The following is a 19,051-nucleotide window of genomic DNA, read 5'->3' on the forward strand; positions in this document are numbered from 1 at the left end:
GCGCTAAAGCACGCCCTACATATTAGCTGAACCTTTTTACTTTTAACCTATAATAAAAAAGCCGCTGTTTGTAATTAACAGCGGCTTTCTTTTTAAGCTCATAAGCCTAAAACCTGACTTAAAGCTTAAGTTTTATTTTATTGCTTACCAATCACTTCAAGGCCGCCCATATATGGGCGTAATACTTCTGGTACTACTACTGAGCCATCGGCTTGTTGGTAGTTTTCTAGTATGGCTACGAGTGTACGGCCAACGGCTAAGCCTGAACCATTTAGTGTATGTAGTAACTCTGGCTTTTTAGCCCCTTCACGGCGAAAACGTGCTTGCATACGGCGCGCCTGAAAATCTACCATGTTTGAACATGATGAAATTTCGCGGTAGGTGTTTTGCGCTGGTAACCATACTTCTAAGTCGTAGGTTTTAGCTGAGCCAAAGCCCATGTCGCCCATGCATAAAATTACTTTACGGTACGGTAGTTCAAGCTCTTGTAGTATTTGCTCTGCATGACCTGTTAACTCTTCAAGCGTTGCCATTGAGTCTTCTGGTTTTACCAGCTGTACAAGTTCTACTTTATCAAACTGGTGCTGGCGAATTAAGCCGCGAGTGTCGCGACCATAGCTGCCGGCTTCACTTCTAAAACATGGCGTGTGCGCGGTTAAACGAATTGGCAAATCGCTTTCGTCGTAAATTTCATCGCGTGCACTGTTAGTAAGTGGTACTTCTGCTGTAGGGATTAAGCTAAAGCCTGATTGCTGTTCGCCATCGTCGTTTACAAGGCCTAGCGTGTGGAACAAATCGCCCGCAAACTTAGGTAATTGGCTAGTGCCGTATAGACTTGCGCTATTTACTAGGTACGGTACGTACATTTCTGTGTAACCGTTTTTGTCTGTGTGGGTGTCTAGCATGTATTGCGTTAATGCACGATGCATACGCGCTACTTGGCCGCGCATTACAGTAAAGCGTGCGCCACTAATTTTAACGCCCATTTCAAAGTCTAAGCCGTTTAAGTCTTGGCCTACATCAACGTGATCTTTCACGTCAAAATCAAACTTTTTAGGAGTGCCCCACGTTAGTATTTCAACGTTGTCGTCTTCGTCTTTACCTGCAGGTACTGATTCGTCTGGCAAGTTTGGAATTGCTAAGGCAATGTCGTTAATTGCGGCTAATACTACATCTTGCTGCGCTTTTGCTGCGTCTAGTTCGCTACCTAAGTTAGCAACTGCATCAAGTAGCGGTTGAGCGTCTTCGCCTTTGGCTTTAGCTTGGCCAATTGCTTTTGCGCTTGCATTACGCTGACTTTGAAGTTCTTGCGTTTTTACTTGTAATGTTTTGCGTTTTTCTTCAAGTGCCGTGACCGTCGCTACATCGAGTTCGTAACCGCGAGCCGCTAAGCGTGCTGCAGTTTGTTCGATATCTTGACGTAAAAATTTAGAATCTAACATGTTAGTTTTTAACCTTTTTGCATTACTAGCTGAAGGCCCAGCCAAGCCATAAAAATACACACCATCACGTTTAAGATGATATTGAGGGCCATTTTAATAAAGTGACCTTGTTGTAACAACAACAGCGAATCCATTGAAAATGTTGAAAAGGTGGTTAACGCACCTAAAAAGCCAACCCCGATCAGGGCTTTAGCAGGGCTTTCGGCGATTATATCTTTATCTAGTAAACCGTACAAAATGCCCATCAACAATGAACCCAGAATATTAACCGCCAACGTGCCAAAAGGGAATCCCCTACCGAGGAGTTTTAGCATGCTTTCGCTAATAAAAAACCGTAAACACGCTCCTGAGGCTCCGCCAAGGGCGATCATCATATAAAGTTTAATCATTTTCGTATCGTTTAAGTGGGCTTTGCGCGTCGCGCTCTTTTAGGTAATCGAGCTTTTGCTTAATTTTTTGCTCAAGGCCACGATCGCTCGGTAAGTAATACTCCCTACCTTGCATTTCTGGTGGTAAATACTTCTCTCCGGCAGCAAAAGCGCCTTCTTCGTTGTGCGCATAACGATACTCAGCGCCATACCCTAAGTCTTTCATTAAGTTGGTTGGCGCATTGCGTAAATGCTCTGGCACGGGGTAACTTGGCTCGTTTTGGGCATCGGCCTTGGCTTGATTAAACGCCATATACACCGCATTACTTTTAGGTGCGCTGGCTAAATAAAGTGTGGCTTGGGCAATTGCGCGTTCGCCCTCGCTTGGGCCAACTCGCTGAAAAATATCCCATGCGTTTAGCGCCACTTCCATAGCGCGCGGATCGGCGTTGCCAATGTCTTCTGTAGCAATGGCAAGTAAGCGCCTAGCTACATATAAAGGATCGCCCCCACCGGCTAAAATACGGCAATACCAGTACAGCGCGCCATCGGGGGAGCTTCCTCGTACCGATTTATGAAAGGCCGATATTAAGTCGTAAAATTCATCGCCGCCTTTGTCGTATTTAGCTAAATGTGTGGGCAGCACTTGGCTAAGTACGTGCTCGTCTACCTTGTATTGGCCGTTTTGCTCTGTGGTTAAATCAACCGCTTGCTCAAGTAAGTTAAGTACTTTGCGCGCATCGCCACCACTTGCTTGGCACAGTGCTTTTTTAGCGTTGTCGGCAATTACTATGTGCTTTTGGCTTAATTGTTCGTCTTGTTTGAGTGCGCGATCTATTACTGTGTATAGATCGGTATCGGCAAGCGATTTTAAAACATACACCCGCGCCCGCGACAAAATAGCGTTGTTAAGTGCAAATGATGGGTTTTCGGTGGTTGCACCTACAAATATAAACGTACCGTCTTCTATGTGCGGTAAAAATGCATCTTGCTGAGATTTATTAAAACGGTGTACTTCGTCAACAAACATTAAGGTGCGTTGGCCACGGCTTTGTAGGTTTTCGCGCGCCTGCGTAACGCTGTCGCGAATGTCTTTAACGCCTGCAGTAACTGCCGACATTTGAATAAGCGCAGCATCGGCATGATTAGCAATTATTTGCGCAAGCGTTGTTTTACCCACACCCGGCGGGCCCCACAATATTAAACTATGGCAGCGCCCTGCAACAATTGCCTGATGCAGTGGTTTATCGGCGCTGAGTAAGTGCTGCTGGCCAATGTATTCATCAAGCGTTGTTGGGCGCATACGCGCTGCGAGTGGGCGCACATCGGGCCCAAAGTTAAATCCTAAGTTACTCACCGTTACTCTGATCGTCTATTTCAACACCTTCAGGAGGCGTAAATTCAAAGGTGCTTTTATCAAGCGGCGTATTAACTTGTGCATCATTAAAAGTAAACGACGATAACTGCCCTGAATTATCGGTTACCACTAATTTAGCCAAACCTTGCTCGTTACCAGCAAAGGTTATATCTAGCTGCTCTACTTGGCTTTCTACGCCTTTGTTTGGCGTTACGCTAAAGCCGCTATTTGTAGCCAGTACGCTGTATTTTTCCCACTGCGCTGGGTCTTTTGAGGTAAGTAACACAAACGGCGTTGAATCTATAAGGCTGCTAGTTTGCATAATAGTTACTTGCTCAGCAAAGCTGTCGAAGTAATATGTTTTATCCCCATTTGATACAAATAATGTGTCGTCTGGATTGGTTTGCTGCCAGCGGATCATCATAGGTTGTTGCAGGGCAATTGTGCCCTCGCCTTGCATTACTGCTTGGCCTTGTTTGTCTGTTACTTTTTGCGAGAACTGCGCTTTAAAGCTTTTTAGCGTTGCGAGTTGATCTTGTAATGCTTGGCTGTCGTCTGCAAAGCTTGGCGTAGCAACTAAGCTGCCAAGTACTAATAATAAGGTGTTAAGTTTTTTCATTAATTTGCTCCATTAGGTACTAATACATCGCGAGCGCCATTGTGGCCAGCTGAACTCACGATACCCGATGTTTCCATTTGTTCTACTAAGCGTGCTGCGCGGTTATAGCCAACACGTAATTTACGTTGCACAGACGACACCGATACTTTACCGGTTTCAATTACAAACGACACGGCTTCGTCGTATAGCGGATCGTTTTCTTCATCTGCGTTTTCGCTGGCTTCACCCGGTAATAAAATATCCTCGTTCGCGTCGCCATTAAGTATTTCGTCTATGTAATTTGGTTTAGCACGGGCTTTCCAGTCGTTTACTACTGCGTGTACTTCGTGGTCGTCTACAAACGCGCCATGCACACGCTCAGGAACACTTGTACCTGGCGGTAAATACAACATATCACCCATACCTAGTAAATTTTCGGCACCTTGTTGGTCAAGTATAGTGCGCGAATCTATTTTACTCGATACCTGAAACGCCATACGCGTTGGTATATTTGCTTTAATTAAACCGGTAATTACGTCTACCGATGGGCGCTGTGTTGCCAGTATTAAATGAATACCTGCGGCACGTGCTTTTTGCGCAATACGGGCAATTAGCTCTTCTACCTTTTTACCTACAATCATCATCATGTCGGCAAATTCGTCAATTACTACCACTATACTAGGTAGTTTTCCAAGCTCATCTGGGCCATCTTTCATGCCATCGGTGTCTTTAAATAATGGGTCCATTATTGGATAGCCCGCTTCTTTGGCTTCAAGCACTTTTTGGTTGTAACCTTTTAAGTTACGTACACCCAAAGCCGACATTAGCTTATAACGACGCTCCATTTCGCCTACACACCAACGCAGTGCATTAGCGGCTTCTTTCATGTCGGTAACTACTTCACACAATAAATGCGGAATACCTTCGTATACCGAAAGTTCAAGCATTTTAGGGTCAATCATGATCATACGTACATCATCAGGCCCCGATTTGTACAGTAAGCTTACTATCATCACATTAACGCCCACTGATTTACCCGAGCCTGTAGTACCGGCTACCAGTAAATGCGGCATTTTGCCAAGGTCGGCACATACCGGCTCCCCGGCAATATCTTTACCTAATACCATAGTGAGTGGCGATGGGTTTTGCTCAAATTTAGGGGCATTTATTACTTCTGATAAACGCACTATTTCGCGATACTTGTTAGGCAGCTCTATGCCTACATATGTTTTACCCGGAATAACCTCAACCACACGTACACTAATTGCCGAAAGCGAACGGGCTAAATCTTTTGCTAAACCGGTAATTTTAGACACCTTTATACCGGGTGCCAAATCTAGCTCAAAGCGCGTTACAACTGGCCCTGGGTATACTGCTACAACCTTTGCTTGTACGTTAAAGTCGAGCAGTTTTGTCTCTACTAGTCGCGATACTGTATCGAGCTCTTCTTGCGAAATAGGGTTTTTAGCTTTGTCGGGTCTGTCGAGTAAATCAAGCGATGGTAATGGCCCTAGTGGCGGCTCTTGATTTAGTAATTGTTCAAATTTTTCTTTGGCTGTTGGCGGCGGCTGATACGCAGCTTTTGGCTTGTTCATTGGCCTTGCTGGCGATACTACCGTAGTTACTGGCTTTTCAGGCTCTACTACTGGGCTCTGATCAAGTGCATTAAGTGCAGCTTCTGTATCCATTGGATCGTCATCTATGGCGCTAAAGCCAATTTCTTGATCGAGAATGTCGTCTAGCTCGTCAAACGGCATAAATTCGTCGCTAATTTGCGGCTCATTAAATGGCGTTTGCGGTTTGTTAATTGATTTTTGTTTATTTACTTTTTTGGTATTTGTTTCATCGGCTTGCTCGTTGGTGTCTGGTTCAAATTGTGCGTCTATTTGCTGATTATCATTACCTGCTAAACGCTCTCGGTTTAACCAGCCTTTTACATAATTGCTAATGTAACGATAAAAACGTACGATTAAATCACCTAAATAATCAACAAAATCTACCCACGAAACGCCCGTTAATAATGTTAAACCGGCAAAAAAGAAGCACAATAATAGTATTGAAGTACCGGTAAAGTTAAATGCTGGCATCATTGCCGATTCAATCACATCGCCCACTACCCCGCCTGATGAAAAGTTATAAATATCATCAAAATTAATGCTGCTAATAGCGGTAGCTGAGGTAATAAATAAAGCAAAACCAATAACACGCAATGCTAAGGTGGTGTAGTCGAGTTGTAAAATTCGGTGCGGTTGTTTAAATAATAAATAACCAAATATCTGAATTGCGGCCGGTACTAAATAAGCCAACCAGCCAAAAGTGAGTAATAATATGTCAGCAATCCATGCACCCGCAGCGCCAGTAATGTTTTTTACTTCGCTAAAACTAGTTTGCGACCATGCAGCATCCGCCGGATCAAAGCTGATTAAGGCACATAAAATAAATATTGCTGTAAAAGTGCTGATTATCAGCCCTGTTTCTAATAGCCTTTGCACACCGTTTAGGCGCATAATTCCCTATTCCTCTTTATTATTTTTACACTCACTTAGCAGTGGAATACCTTAGCAGGAAATGTATTTTGTTGCACTTTATCTTAACCTTGATGGCCTGATTATGAACAAGTTTTTATAATTTAAACTTATATTATGCGAAACTAATTATAAATTACTATATTAGCCTATAAATAACACACATATTGTAAATCAGCTTAAGCAACATAGGGGCGAATAATTACGCCTTCCTCGCCTTTTACTTCTTCCATTACTACATAAGTACGACTTTCGCTAACATTGGGTAACTTTAAGAGTATATCGCCCAGTACTCCTCGATATTCTGACATGTCGTTTACCCGCGTTTTAAGTAAAAAGTCAAAATTACCCGATACTAAATGGCACTCTATTATTTCGTTATGCTTTTTAACTGCAGCACTAAATTCGTCAAATACATCTGCCGATGTTTTAGTAATAGTTACCTCAACGTATACCGATAAACCTTGGCCAAGCTTAGCCGGATCGACCACAGCCTTGTAACCAAGTATATAACCTTCTCGCTCCAACTTTTTTACACGCTCTAAACAAGGTGTCGCACTTAAGCCAACTCGTCGGGCCAGTTCCACATTAGATAACCGCCCATCCTGTTGTAATTCCACTAATATTTTGCGATCTATTCTATCTAATAGTGTATGCATACTCACCTAGTTTATTATTCTGTTTAAAAGCCAAAAACAGATATTATCACTATAATATGTTAAAAAAAAGGTAAGACACACTAGCAACTCATGAATATAATAGTGAAAAAACTTATCCCGTTCTAACAAGGCAAAATTATGATTATAGGTGTACCTAAAGAAATTAAAAACCATGAATACCGCGTAGGTATGGTTCCTGCTAGTGTTCGTGAGCTCGTTAATCACGGCCACCAAGTATTAGTGGAAACAGATGCGGGTATGGGCATTGGCTTTACTAACGACGATTACGTACAAGCCGGTGCTGAAATTTTAGCAACACCTGCTGATGTATTCGCAAAAGCCGAGATGATAATTAAAGTAAAAGAGCCACAAGCAATTGAGCGTGCCATGCTGCGCGAAGATCAAATTCTTTTCACTTACTTACACCTTGCCCCTGATTTACCACAAACTGAAGACCTAGTTAAAAGCAAAGCAATTTGTATTGCATACGAAACAGTCACAGACTCTCGCGGTGGCCTTCCTCTATTAGCACCTATGAGTGAAGTAGCAGGTCGTATGTCTATTCAAGCGGGCGCACAAGCGCTTGAAAAAATAAATAAAGGCAGTGGTATGTTACTTGGTGGCGTACCGGGCGTTGAGCCAGCTAAAGTAGTTATTATTGGCGGCGGTATGGTTGGCCGTAGCGCTGCACTTATGGCGGTTGGTTTAGGTGCAAACGTAGTAATACTTGATCGTAACATTGACGTATTACGCGCACTAGACGCACAGTTTGGCAACAAAGTACGCGCTATTTACTCAACTGCCGACGCACTTGAAAAACACGTACTAGAGGCCGATTTAGTAATTGGTGGTGTACTTATTCCAGGTGCAGCTGCACCTAAACTAGTAACTGCTGCGCACATTAAAGCCATGAAACCAGGCTCTGCAATTGTTGACGTTGCCATTGACCAAGGTGGCTGTATTGCCACCTCTAAAGCAACTACCCATGCTGATCCTACGTTCATTGTTGATGACGTTGTTCACTATTGTGTTGCTAATATGCCGGGCGCTGTGCCACGTACTTCTACGTTTGCACTTAACAATGCAACCTTGCCGTTTATTATTAACCTTGCAAACAAAGGTTATAAAAAGGCATTGCTTGACGACGCTCACTTCTTAAAAGGCTTAAACGTAATAAAAGGCCAAGTAACTTACAAAGAAGTAGCACAAGCGTTTAACATGGAATATGTTGATCCTCGTACTGCGCTAGAAAACGTTTAATTTAGCGTAAAGCACTCAAGCATTAACTTACTTGAGTGCTTTAGAGTAAACATTAGTGCAAACAAAAAAAGCAGCTATTAGCTGCTTTTTTGTTGTATAGATTTTAAATTTATAAGCTTATATAAAACGTTTAATTATAAAATCTACTTTTACACGTTTTGCTTGGCCAAGTAACTTTTTAACCGCTTGCGGATAATCGTCCATGGTTTCTAAATCATCTGGGCCAGTTAAACGGCGACAGTGCTGCAGAATTTCTTGCTTTTCGTTGTCAATATCTTGCATTATTGTTTGCTGTGGATCTTCAATTAAAATACCATTTTCAACATCTAGTCCCCACGCCCGCGGGTTAAGGTTATGACCACTGAGTAAATGTACTTTTCTGTCTGAACAAATGCCTTTTAAATGAAACGAATTACTGTCGTGCTTCCATAAATAAACGTTTAAATTACCGTTATCAATATGGCGTTTTTGCGTTTTAACAAATTTATGCAAAATAGTTTCGTATAAATACGGCAACGCGCCTATTTTACTAAATGGCTCGCTAGGCGGTACATAAAAGTCGTTAGCCGTTTTATCGCCTACTACAATAGTGACTTGCTTACCTTGTTTTAATAAGCGGCGTAATGAGCGCATTAATGGCGCCGGAAAATTAAAGTAAGGCGTGTACAACACTAGCTCTTGCTCGGTGGCGTCAAACATGGTTTTAATTAAACGATTAAGTTCGTTATTGCGTCGCCCTAATCCTAAAAACAAACGAATACCTAAGGACTGAGTATTATGCAGCTCGGCGCTGTTATACCTTGCTGTTTTTAAATCACGCATTAATTGCTTTTGATCTAATCTAAAGTCATTAAGCTTTGGAAGCGGGCGGCTATCAATACGCGGCACTGCATTTGAGCTAAGTAATGTTGTTTCAATAAAGTCTATTACAGCATCGCATAACGCGTTTTGCGTAACTAAAAAGTAACGATCGAGGCGATAACGGTCGTTATACTCTAAATACACATTATTTATACTCGCGCCGCTATAAAGCAAGGTGTCGTCAATCACAAAACCTTTTAAATGCAATACGCCAAATAACTCTTTCGCTTTTACTGGTACGCCGTATACCTGCACGTTCGATTGAAACTTTTCGAGGTAATCACAATATAAACTGGCATTCCCCTCAGATTTTTCGGCACCAATAAGGCCACGTTGCGCGCGATGAAAATCTACCAGCACTTTTATTTCAAGCGCTGGGTTAGCTAATGACACCTGGTGCAGTGCCTCTAAAACTTCACGTCCGGCTTCATCATCTTGTAAATAAAGCGTGGTTATATAAATTCGTTTTTTTGCGTTGGCAATTAAACGTAGCAATTGCGTACGGTACTCTTGCGCATTGGTTAAGACGTTAAGGTCTTTTGAAGTCAACCCAAATGCGGGTTTTTCCTGCCAAAATAACATAGTTGCCTATTCACTTAGGTCACATAATCTTTCAGTGACAAATCAAAATTAGGTAAAACATATCAAAAAAAATCAAACCGGTCATGAATTAACGCAGTTTTGTTGCGTATTAGTCTGTTTATTGAACTAATTTTACTTATTAGACATAAATTACTCCATTTTAAGTACACAATATTGCACAGCTTTAAAATTTGTTAAAAAAATTAATCACGGATTTTGTTTACTTCCTGCTTGTTTTTCTTAGAATCGAGCGCATTACAGAGTGAATTAAACGTTTAGGAAAAAACCATGACTGAAGCAAAACATTGTAAGTTACTTATTTTAGGCTCAGGCCCCGCTGGTTACACTGCCGCAGTTTACGCAGCCCGCGCAAATTTAAACCCGGTATTAATTACTGGTATGCAACAAGGTGGCCAATTAACCACCACTACCGAAGTAGAAAACTGGCCTGGCGATGCGCATGGCTTAACTGGTCCTGCGTTAATGGATCGTATGAAAGAGCATGCTGAGCGCTTTGAAACTGAAATTATATTTGATCACATAAATAAAGTAGACGTGTCTAAACGCCCTTTCACTTTAACTGGCGACCAAGGCACTTACACCTGTGACGCACTTATCATTGCAACAGGCGCGTCTGCTAAGTACCTAGGCTTAGAGTCAGAAACAAATTTTCAAGGCCGTGGCGTATCTGCGTGTGCGACCTGTGATGGTTTTTTCTATAAAGGACAAAAAGTAGCGGTTGTTGGCGGCGGTAACACAGCTGTTGAAGAAGCGCTTTACTTATCTAACATTGCCGATGAAGTGCATGTAATTCACCGTCGTGATAGTTTCCGTAGTGAAAAAATATTAGCCGACCGCCTAGCTGAAAAAGCAGCAAACGGTAATGTGGTAATGCATTACAACCGTACGCTTGACGAAGTATTAGGTGACCAAATGGGCGTTACCGGTGTGCGTATTAAAGATGCAAACTCTGATGCAACCGAAGAGTTAGACCTAGCGGGCGTATTTATTGCTATTGGCCATAAGCCAAATACCGATATGTTTGTTGGCCAACTAGAAATGAAAGACGGCTATATAATTGTTGAGTCGGGCCTTAATGGCAACGCTACACAAACTAGCGTACCAGGCGTATTTGCCGCTGGTGATGTGTCGGATCATATTTACCGCCAAGCAATTACTTCTGCTGGAACAGGTTGTATGGCAGCATTAGATGCTGAGCGCTTTTTAGATAATCTATAAGCTGTTAAGTGTTTAGTAAAAAGGCTGATAAATCAGCCTTTTTTTATGTCTAAATTATAGTTACACTTTTGTTATTCGTTTTTATTGAAGTATTGTATGAAAAAGCAGCTGTACCAGCTAAGTAATACCGATATAGCATTTCCACCTATAGAGTGCGCTCTCGACTCCCCCGACGGTTTACTCGCTATTGGTGGCGATTTAAGTTTAGCGCGGCTAAGTAACGCTTATAATAATGGTATATTTCCGTGGTTTAGCGAAGACGAGCCAATAATGTGGTGGTCGCCCAGTGAGCGCGGCATTGTAGAGCTCGATAATTTTCATATTAGTAAAAGCCTGCGCAAGCATTTAAAAAAGCACCCGGTCACCGTTACTATAAATAATGCCTTTATTGAAGTGATTGAAGCATGCTGCGAGCAACGCATTGATACCGATGGTACGTGGATAACCTCTGACATGCTCACTGCGTACATTAACGCCCATAACGCAGGCATTGCTCATAGTGTAGAAGTGTGGCGCGAGGGAGAGCTTGCAGGTGGCTTATATGGCATTATGCAAAATGGTGTTTTTTGTGGCGAGTCGATGTTTCATCATCAAACAAACTGCTCTAAGCTGGCTATGTGGGCGTTGGTTAATTGGCTTAAGCGCCATAACGCGCATTTTATTGATTGTCAGCTCGAAAACCCCTATTTAATGTCGTTAGGGGCGACAGTGATCCCACGCCCTGCATTTTTAGCTAAACTACACGCAGCGCAAAATTATAAAGTAGACCCTGCTATGTGGATACCACAGGAGCTTAACGCTATTTATGAATGAACATATTCCTGCACGCGCTGGTTTAAGCCAAGAGTTTGCTTGTAGTTATTTACCCAACCGCCAAGAGCAGTTATTGGTCATTCTTGATCCAAGTTGCTACAGCAGCGATAAATTTGAGTCTTTGCTGGCGTTAGGTTTTCGTCGCAGCGGTAACCAAATTTACCGCCCGCACTGTCCAACTTGCAGCGCATGTAGCTCTGTACGTGTATTAGCACAAGAGTTTATTGAGACAAAATCGCACAAACGTAAACTAAACAAAGCAAAAACACGCTTTGAAGTTAAATATTCTAACCAAGAGCGCCCGCAATACTACGCGCTGTACAGTAAATATATTAGTTTGCGCCATCAAGACGGTAGTATGTATCCTCCTGATAAAACACAGTTTCAGAGTTTTTTATTATGCAGTTGGTTAAACATCACTTTTATAGAACTTTGGGATCAAGACAATTTAGTTGCGGTTGCCGTAACTGATTGTATGGACAAGGCTATTTCAGCTATTTATACTTTTTTTGACCCCGACTATGAGCAGTATAGTTTGGGTACTGTGATGATTTTACAGCAGCTAATATTTGCTAAAGCACAAAATAAGCACTACGTGTACTTGGGCTACCAAATAGACGAATGTCCTAAAATGAACTACAAAACGCAATTTTTACCGGCGCAAAAACAAGTCAAAGACCAGTGGTTGACTATTTAATTTGCAAAAATAGCCGCTGCGCCTTTACTTATTGGCGTATTTTGGGCAGAATCTGCAGCGTTTAACTATTAAAGAGGTGTTACGCTAAACATGGCGAAAGAAGACGTAATCGAAATGCAAGGGACAGTCCTTGATACTTTACCAAATACAATGTTCCGAGTTGAGCTAGAAAATGGTCACGTAGTTGTGGCTCATATTTCAGGCAAAATGCGCAAAAACTATATCCGTATTTTAACCGGCGATAAAGTAACGGTAGAAATGACTCCTTACGATTTATCGAAAGGTCGTATCGTATTCCGTGCTCGCTAAGTAAGTGCGTAAACGAGATTTAGTTTTTGGCTAGTGTTTCACTAGCTTTAAGCGTTTATTAAATGTAATTGATGGATATTAACTAGCAATTACATTTAATAAACAAAAAACCCAGCCTTGCTGGGTTTTTTGTTGTCTATAAAACATTACAAAAAAGGCCTGCTTTTTAAAAGCAGGCCTTTTTATTTAACTCATTTAGCGAATATTAAACTAAGCTGGTGTTAAATCACTTTGATAATCAAAGCGAATTTTTTTATCTTTAACCGATACTTTAACCGTACCGCCTTCAACAAGTTCACCAAAGAGTATTTCGTTGGCTAATGGTTTTTTAAGCTGCTCTTGGATAATACGTGCCATAGGACGTGCCCCCATCGCTTTGTCGTAACCTTTGTCAGCCAACCATTCCCGTGCTTTAGCACTTAGCTCAAGATTAACTGACTTTTTATCCAGTTGCGCCTGAAGCTCCACAATAAACTTATCAACCACAAGTAAAATAACGTCTTTATCAAGGTGATTAAACCAAATAATGTTATCTAAACGGTTTCTAAATTCTGGTGAAAATACTTTATTAATTTCACCCATTGCATCGTGCGTATGGTCTTGCTCGCTAAAACCAATTGACGCACGCGTTGTTTCTTGCACGCCCGCATTGGTGGTCATTACCACGACTACATTTCTAAAATCGGCTTTGCGGCCGTTATTATCAGTTAATGTACCGTGATCCATTACTTGCAGCAATATGTTGTAAATATCTGAGTGCGCTTTTTCAATTTCATCTAACAGTACTACCGCATGCGGGTTTTTAATTACCGCTTCAGTGAGTAAACCACCTTGCTCAAAACCAACATAACCTGGTGGCGCACCAATTAGTCGACTAATTGCATGGCGCTCTACGTACTCCGACATATCAAAGCGAATAAACTCAACACCCATACACTTAGCTAGCTGTTTAGTTACCTCGGTTTTGCCTACCCCTGTTGGGCCTGCAAATAAGAACGACCCTACTGGTTTTTCTTCGTTGGCTAAACCAGAGCGCGATAAGCGAATAGCCGATGTAAGCGCATCAATAGATTGATCTTGCCCAAACACCAACATTTTTAAATTGCGGTCTAAGCTTTTAAGCGTTTCTTTATCGCTAGATGACACACTTTGCGGTGGAATACGCGCCATTTTAGCCACAATATTTTCTATATCGGCAACGCCAATGGTTTTTTTACGTTTAGAGCTAGGCAGTAAACGCTGGCTTGCACCGGCTTCGTCAATTACGTCAATTGCTTTATCGGGTAAATGGCGTTCATTAATATATTTTGCACTTAACTCTGCCGCTGCTTTTAACGCTTTTTGCGTATAACGAATACCATGGTGCGCTTCGTAACGCTCTTTTAAACCATTTAATATTTTAGTGGTATCGGCAACACTCGGCTCAAGCACATCAATTTTTTGAAAGCGACGTACCAAAGCACGGTCTTTCTCAAAAATATTTTTATACTCGTTATAAGTTGTCGAACCCATACAGCGTAATTGCCCACTAGAGAGTAGCGGCTTAAGTAAGTTTGATGCATCCATAACGCCACCCGATGCCGCGCCGGCACCAATAATGGTATGAATTTCATCAATAAATAAAATAGAGCCCGGCTGTGCTTGCAACTCTTTTAGTAAGCTTTTAAAGCGTTTTTCAAAATCGCCACGGTACTTAGTACCTGCCAATAATGCGCCCATATCAAGCGAGTAAACAACGGCATCGGCAATTACTTCGGGTACTTGCTTATTTACAATACGATACGCTAGGCCTTCTGCAATTGCTGTTTTACCAACACCTGCTTCGCCTACTAATAATGGGTTGTTCTTTTTACGACGACACAACACCTGCACAGTACGTTCTACTTCACTATCGCGCCCTATTAATGGGTCAATGTGGCCTTCGAGCGCTTGTACGTTTAAATTAGTGGTAAAGCTGTCGAGCTTGCTCGCTTCTTCGCTTTGCACTTCTTGTACGTCTTCGTGAATATCGTCGGTATCATCGCCTAATTCATCATCGCTTTTGGCAATGCCATGCGAAATAAAATTAACAATATCAAGACGTGATATATCGTGTTTTTTAAGTAAATATACTGCTTGGCTTTCTTGCTCAGAAAAAATAGCCACCAGCACGTTTACGCCTGTTACTTCGTTTTTACCCGATGATTGCACATGAAAAACAGCACGTTGCAATACACGTTGAAAACCAAGTGTTGGCTGAGTTTCACGCTCTTCTTCTAAATCTGGAATAACTGGTGTGGTTTCGTTAATAAACTCAAGTAGTTCAGTTTTTAACTCTGCAACATTTACTGCACAGGCACTTAGCGCTTCCCCAGCAGATGGATTGTCCAAAAGCGCAAGTAAAAGGTGTTCTACCGTCATAAACTCATGACGACGTGTACGCGCTTCGCGAAACGCGCTGTTCAAAGTAAGTTCTAAATCTTTATTTAGCATTGGCAACCCCTTACAGAGATAATAATTTTATACCATTACAATCGAACGAAAGATCATTCGCTTGGTATTTATTCCTGCTCACAACTACATAGCAGTGGATGCTCGTTATCCCTTGAATATCGGTTAACTTGTTCAGCTTTTGTATGGGCTACATCTGAGCTAAATACGCCGCAGATCCCCTTCCCTTGTTGATGAATTTGCAGCATCACGTCGGTTGCTCTATCGCTATCCATATTAAAAAATGTCATCAGGATCTCTATCACAAAATCCATTGGCGTGTAATCGTCGTTATTTAAAACAACTTTATATTTTCGCGGTGGTTGCAGCTTTTGCTTTTCCTTGTCGCGAACGATGTCTATAACACCTGAATCTTTCATACCACTCATAATTAAATATAGTCTTGTCTTTGTAACTCAAGCAAACTTGAATAAAAAAATAAATAAAATGTTAATTAATAGATCAAAACACTTGACTGACTGGCTAAATAAACTACAGTCAAACATAGATTGATTAAACCTTAGTCAGTCTAGCAAATTATACAGTTTAGATTAACTAAATTAGTGAACTTATAGAAGGATGTAGAAGTATGGCTTGTGGTAAAGTCAAATGGTTCAATAATGCCAAAGGTTTCGGTTTCATCGTAGAAGACGGCTGCGAGAATGATATTTTCGCTCATTACTCAACAATTGTAATGGACGGCTATAAAACACTTAAAGCTGGTCAAGATGTAACATTCGAATTAGAACAAGGCCCTAAAGGCTTACACGCTAAAAATATAGCGCCTAACGGTGATATTATTGAGTGACTGTTATTTTGTTCTACTAAAGCGAGTGACCTGCTTAGATCCTCGCTTAATTCCTTCAGCATCTTTTTTATCATCTCTTCTTCTGTATTAATAGCCTCATTATCTGCAAATTCAACCCTTCTCCTTGAATTTATTTTATCTACCCCAATATTTTCTGTATTGAATGTTAAATATCAATTTGTATTAAATACGCGAATATACCAATAACATTAAATTAATGAGTAATTTCGGCGCAAAAAAATGGCTTAACAACCTGGTTAAATAATGTATACCATTGTTTTATATTAGTTATTTTAAAAGTGACTAGTAAGCCATTGAATACGCTAGCATGCTCGTATTTTTAATAAAATTGGCATTAACTATAGCGACAAGTAAAAAAGCTCAATAATTAAGCATAAATTTAACCGTATAGTTATTCTATATGAAAATTTTAATGCCATTATGAAACTTTAGTCCGTTAGAACGATCAATGTTTTTAATTCAATTGGTATAACTACTTGGATGGTGCTTGCAAAAACTAGCCCTTTTAAACCAAGCTTGTTACACTCTTTACCCTAAAAATAACGTATTAACGCTAGCCTAAAGGCTAATTTATTTTTATTAAATGTTTAGTTATAAATACGGTACTAGCTGGTCAGGTGTGACTACTTTGCTTTATATAAATATAGGGCAATAAACACCTAACTGACTGCTCGTTGCTCCATTATTAACACTTTAATGTATTACCAATACTGGTGGCAATGATTTCTTTGCATTGTTGAATATGGTCGTTATGGCCAACTATCTAGGAATGATGATGACATCAAAAATTATCTATACAAAAACGGACGAAGCTCCGGCACTCGCAACTTACTCGTTGCTACCTATCATCCAAGCATATACAAATGCGGCAGGTGTTGAAGTTGAAACTCGCGATATTTCATTAGCAGGTCGTGTAATTGCAAGCTTCCCTGATTATTTAACACCAGAACAACGTATTAACGATGCACTGGCTGAACTTGGCGAACTGGCTAAAACACCAGAAGCTAACATTATTAAATTACCAAACATCAGCGCCTCTGTACCACAGCTTCGCGCGGTAATTAAAGAGCTTCAAGCAAAAGGTTATGCACTTCCAGAATACCCTGTTGAGCCTAAAAACGATGAAGAAAAAGCAATTCAAGCTGCGTACGACAAAATTAAAGGCAGTGCAGTAAACCCAGTACTACGTGAAGGTAACTCAGATCGTCGTGCACCTGGTTCTGTAAAAGAATATGCACGTAACAACCCGCATTCAATGGGTGCGTGGAGCAAAGATTCTGAATCTTACGTTGCTAGCATGAGCGAAGGCGACTTTTTTGGTTCTGAGCAATCAGTAACAGTTGATACAGCAACTGATGTGCGTATTGAACATGCTGCAACTAACGGCGACGTTACTGTGCTTAAACAAAGCACACCGCTTTTAGCTGGCGAAGTTATTGATGCATCAAGCATTAGCGCTGCTAAACTGCAAGCTTTCTTAGCTGCTGAAATTGATGCTGCTAAAGAAAAAGGCGTTTTATTCTCGCTGCATATGAAAGCGACAATGATGAAAGTATCTGATCCAATTATTTTTGGTCACGCTGTAAAAGTATTCTACAAAGATGTATTTACTAAGCACTGTAAACTTTTTGAAGAGCTAGGTGTTGATGTTAATAATGGTTTAGGCGATGTGTATTCTAAAATTCAAACATTAGATGACGCTAAGCGCGAAGAAATTGAAGCAGACATTCAAGCTGTTTATGCTAACCGCCCTGCTATTGCTATGGTTGATTCTGACCGTGGTATTACAAACTTACACGTACCAAGTGACGTGATCATCGATGCGTCTATGCCTGCTGCAATTCGTTCAAGCGGTCAAATGTGGAATAACGATGGTAAATTACAAGACACTAGCTTTGTAATTCCAGATCGTTGTTACTCAGGTATTTACCAAGCAACTATCGATTTCTGTAAAGAAAATGGCGCGTTTGATCCAACAACTATGGGTAGCGTTCCAAACGTTGGCCTTATGGCGCAAAAAGCTGAAGAATACGGTTCACACGACAAAACGTTTGAAGCTAAAGCAGACGGTTCTATCCGTGTTGTTGATGCAAACGGTACTACTTTACTTGAGCACAGCGTTGAGCAAGGTGATATTTGGCGCATGTGTCAGGTTAAAGACGCACCAATCCAAGATTGGGTTAAGCTTGCAGTAAACCGTGCACGCGCAACGGGCGTTCCTGCTATTTTCTGGTTAGACGAAAACCGTGCACATGATGCGCAGCTAATCAAAAAAGTAAATAAATACCTACCAGATCACGATACAGCTGGTCTAGATATTCAAATTTTAGCACCGCTTGAAGCAACTTTATTCTCTTTAGCGCGTATTAAAGAAGGTAAAGACACTATTTCTGTAACAGGTAACGTTTTACGTGATTACCTTACAGATTTATTCCCAATTTTAGAGTTGGGTACAAGTGCTAAAATGCTGTCAATTGTTCCACTTATGAACGGTGGTGGCTTATTTGAAACTGGCGCAGGTGGTTCTGCACCTAAGCATGTGCAACAATTCGAAAAAGAAAACCACTTACGTTGGGATTCTTTAGGTGAATTTTTAGCACTTGCTGCATCGCTTGAGCACCTAAGCGTAACGACGGGTAACAACAAGGCACAAGTACTTGCTGACACCCTAGATAAAGCAACTGGTACTTTCCTTGCAGAAAACAAGTCGCCTTCACGTAAAGTAAAAGAAATTGATAACCGTGGTTCTCATTTCTTCTTATCTTTATTTTGGGCACAAGAGCTTGCTAAGCAAAATGACGACAGCGAACTTAAAGCGCAGTTTACGCAAATTGCTAGCGACCTTGAAACTAACAAAGAACAAATTGTTAGTGAGCTAAACAACGCGCAAGGCCCAGCGGTAGATTTAGGCGGTTACTTCCAGCCTAACGACGATGCTGCTTTTAAAGCGATGCGTCCAAGCACTACCTTTAACGATATTCTTGCTAAATTAGTATAATATTGAAATGAATTTAAAAGCCGCTTACTTGCAAAAGTAAGCGGC

General features: G+C 41.2%; 16 protein-coding genes. 7 read left to right on the plus strand and 9 right to left on the minus strand.

From position 1 onward, the window contains the following. Positions 1 to 137: 137 nt before the first annotated feature. The 6 genes from serS to lrp all read right to left on the minus strand — a co-directional run bounded on the left by serS (position 138) and on the right by lrp (position 6,949). Positions 138 to 1,442, minus strand: coding sequence for a serine--tRNA ligase (serS, locus tag PNIG_RS09585; RefSeq protein WP_058373536.1), 1,305 nt, complete (start codon positions 1,440 to 1,442; stop codon positions 138 to 140). 8 nt (positions 1,443 to 1,450) lie between these two features. Next, positions 1,451 to 1,831 carry a fluoride efflux transporter CrcB gene (gene crcB, locus PNIG_RS09590; protein WP_041454454.1) on the minus strand — a complete coding sequence of 127 codons (381 nt, stop codon included), beginning with the start codon at positions 1,829 to 1,831 and terminating at the stop codon, positions 1,451 to 1,453. Further along, on the minus strand, positions 1,824 to 3,167 hold the full coding sequence (locus PNIG_RS09595) for a replication-associated recombination protein A (protein ID WP_086998673.1): 1,344 nt from the start codon (positions 3,165 to 3,167) through the stop codon (positions 1,824 to 1,826). Before PNIG_RS09595 ends, crcB begins: the two co-directional genes overlap by 8 nt. Beyond that, complete coding sequence (gene lolA, locus PNIG_RS09600) at positions 3,160 to 3,786, minus strand: outer membrane lipoprotein periplasmic chaperone LolA (RefSeq protein ID WP_089368369.1); 627 nt, start codon at positions 3,784 to 3,786, stop codon at positions 3,160 to 3,162. The genes PNIG_RS09595 and lolA overlap by 8 nt, the downstream gene beginning before the upstream one ends. Continuing rightward, entirely contained in the window at positions 3,786 to 6,272 is a 2,487-nt protein-coding gene (locus PNIG_RS09605; protein ID WP_089368370.1) for a DNA translocase FtsK, read from the minus strand. Before PNIG_RS09605 ends, lolA begins: the two co-directional genes overlap by 1 nt. Positions 6,273 to 6,469: 197 nt before the next feature. After that, positions 6,470 to 6,949 carry a leucine-responsive transcriptional regulator Lrp gene (gene lrp, locus PNIG_RS09610; RefSeq protein WP_011328394.1) on the minus strand — a complete coding sequence of 160 codons (480 nt, stop codon included), beginning with the start codon at positions 6,947 to 6,949 and terminating at the stop codon, positions 6,470 to 6,472. A gap of 138 nt (positions 6,950 to 7,087) precedes the next feature. On the opposite strand from lrp, the gene ald reads away from it, so the two are divergent. Continuing rightward, positions 7,088 to 8,209: an alanine dehydrogenase gene (ald, locus tag PNIG_RS09615; protein ID WP_011328395.1), complete on the plus strand. Its 1,122-nt coding sequence runs from the start codon at positions 7,088 to 7,090 to the stop codon at positions 8,207 to 8,209. A gap of 117 nt (positions 8,210 to 8,326) precedes the next feature. Here the strand turns inward: ald and pssA are convergent, their stop codons facing one another. Continuing rightward, positions 8,327 to 9,652, minus strand: a complete 1,326-nt coding sequence (gene pssA / locus PNIG_RS09620; RefSeq protein WP_011328396.1) for a CDP-diacylglycerol--serine O-phosphatidyltransferase — start codon at positions 9,650 to 9,652, stop codon at positions 8,327 to 8,329. Positions 9,653 to 9,940: 288 nt separating this feature from the next. Here pssA and trxB point away from each other — a divergent pair, with 288 nt between their 5' ends. The 4 genes from trxB to infA all read left to right on the plus strand — a co-directional run bounded on the left by trxB (position 9,941) and on the right by infA (position 12,710). Further along, entirely contained in the window at positions 9,941 to 10,891 is a 951-nt protein-coding gene (gene trxB / locus PNIG_RS09625) for a thioredoxin-disulfide reductase (RefSeq protein WP_011328397.1), read from the plus strand. Between the two features lie 96 nt (positions 10,892 to 10,987). After that, entirely contained in the window at positions 10,988 to 11,704 is a 717-nt protein-coding gene (gene aat / locus PNIG_RS09630) for a leucyl/phenylalanyl-tRNA--protein transferase (protein ID WP_011328398.1), read from the plus strand. After that, a complete protein-coding gene (locus PNIG_RS09635; protein WP_041454455.1) occupies positions 11,697 to 12,401 on the plus strand; it encodes an arginyltransferase in 705 nt (234 codons plus the stop codon). The genes aat and PNIG_RS09635 overlap by 8 nt, the downstream gene beginning before the upstream one ends. A 90-nt stretch (positions 12,402 to 12,491) precedes the next feature. Beyond that, on the plus strand, positions 12,492 to 12,710 hold the full coding sequence (gene infA, locus PNIG_RS09640) for a translation initiation factor IF-1 (RefSeq protein ID WP_002962494.1): 219 nt from the start codon (positions 12,492 to 12,494) through the stop codon (positions 12,708 to 12,710). A gap of 210 nt (positions 12,711 to 12,920) precedes the next feature. On the opposite strand, the gene clpA is transcribed toward infA, so the two are convergent. Together clpA and clpS are read right to left on the minus strand one after the other, a co-directional pair. After that, complete coding sequence (gene clpA / locus PNIG_RS09645; protein ID WP_089368371.1) at positions 12,921 to 15,182, minus strand: ATP-dependent Clp protease ATP-binding subunit ClpA; 2,262 nt, start codon at positions 15,180 to 15,182, stop codon at positions 12,921 to 12,923. 68 nt (positions 15,183 to 15,250) lie between these two features. Further along, on the minus strand, positions 15,251 to 15,559 hold the full coding sequence (gene clpS, locus PNIG_RS09650; protein ID WP_083497543.1) for an ATP-dependent Clp protease adapter ClpS: 309 nt from the start codon (positions 15,557 to 15,559) through the stop codon (positions 15,251 to 15,253). Between the two features lie 209 nt (positions 15,560 to 15,768). On the opposite strand from clpS, the gene cspD reads away from it, so the two are divergent. Continuing rightward, positions 15,769 to 15,987 carry a cold shock domain-containing protein CspD gene (gene cspD, locus PNIG_RS09655; RefSeq protein WP_011328402.1) on the plus strand — a complete coding sequence of 73 codons (219 nt, stop codon included), beginning with the start codon at positions 15,769 to 15,771 and terminating at the stop codon, positions 15,985 to 15,987. A gap of 796 nt (positions 15,988 to 16,783) precedes the next feature. Next, positions 16,784 to 19,006: an NADP-dependent isocitrate dehydrogenase gene (locus tag PNIG_RS09660; RefSeq protein ID WP_089368372.1), complete on the plus strand. Its 2,223-nt coding sequence runs from the start codon at positions 16,784 to 16,786 to the stop codon at positions 19,004 to 19,006. Positions 19,007 to 19,051: the final 45 nt, after the last annotated feature.

The sequence above is a fragment of the Pseudoalteromonas nigrifaciens genome, from assembly GCF_002221505.1.
GTDB lineage: Bacteria > Pseudomonadota > Gammaproteobacteria > Enterobacterales > Alteromonadaceae > Pseudoalteromonas > Pseudoalteromonas nigrifaciens.

What these genes read in the sequence shown, in the direction of transcription:
- serS (WP_058373536.1), bottom strand. Translation starts at nt 1,442, where the DNA reads ATGTTAGATTCTAAATTTTTACGTCAAGATATCGAACAAACTGCAGCA.
- crcB (WP_041454454.1), bottom strand. Translation starts at nt 1,831, where the DNA reads ATGATTAAACTTTATATGATGATCGCCCTTGGCGGAGCCTCAGGAGCG.
- lolA (WP_089368369.1), bottom strand. Translation starts at nt 3,786, where the DNA reads ATGAAAAAACTTAACACCTTATTATTAGTACTTGGCAGCTTAGTTGCT.
- PNIG_RS09605 (WP_089368370.1), bottom strand. Translation starts at nt 6,272, where the DNA reads ATGCGCCTAAACGGTGTGCAAAGGCTATTAGAAACAGGGCTGATAATC.
- lrp (WP_011328394.1), bottom strand. Translation starts at nt 6,949, where the DNA reads ATGCATACACTATTAGATAGAATAGATCGCAAAATATTAGTGGAATTA.
- ald (WP_011328395.1), top strand. Translation starts at nt 7,088, where the DNA reads ATGATTATAGGTGTACCTAAAGAAATTAAAAACCATGAATACCGCGTA.
- pssA (WP_011328396.1), bottom strand. Translation starts at nt 9,652, where the DNA reads ATGTTATTTTGGCAGGAAAAACCCGCATTTGGGTTGACTTCAAAAGAC.
- trxB (WP_011328397.1), top strand. Translation starts at nt 9,941, where the DNA reads ATGACTGAAGCAAAACATTGTAAGTTACTTATTTTAGGCTCAGGCCCC.
- aat (WP_011328398.1), top strand. Translation starts at nt 10,988, where the DNA reads ATGAAAAAGCAGCTGTACCAGCTAAGTAATACCGATATAGCATTTCCA.
- PNIG_RS09635 (WP_041454455.1), top strand. Translation starts at nt 11,697, where the DNA reads ATGAATGAACATATTCCTGCACGCGCTGGTTTAAGCCAAGAGTTTGCT.
- infA (WP_002962494.1), top strand. Translation starts at nt 12,492, where the DNA reads ATGGCGAAAGAAGACGTAATCGAAATGCAAGGGACAGTCCTTGATACT.
- clpA (WP_089368371.1), bottom strand. Translation starts at nt 15,182, where the DNA reads ATGCTAAATAAAGATTTAGAACTTACTTTGAACAGCGCGTTTCGCGAA.
- clpS (WP_083497543.1), bottom strand. Translation starts at nt 15,559, where the DNA reads ATGAAAGATTCAGGTGTTATAGACATCGTTCGCGACAAGGAAAAGCAA.
- cspD (WP_011328402.1), top strand. Translation starts at nt 15,769, where the DNA reads ATGGCTTGTGGTAAAGTCAAATGGTTCAATAATGCCAAAGGTTTCGGT.
- PNIG_RS09660 (WP_089368372.1), top strand. Translation starts at nt 16,784, where the DNA reads ATGACATCAAAAATTATCTATACAAAAACGGACGAAGCTCCGGCACTC.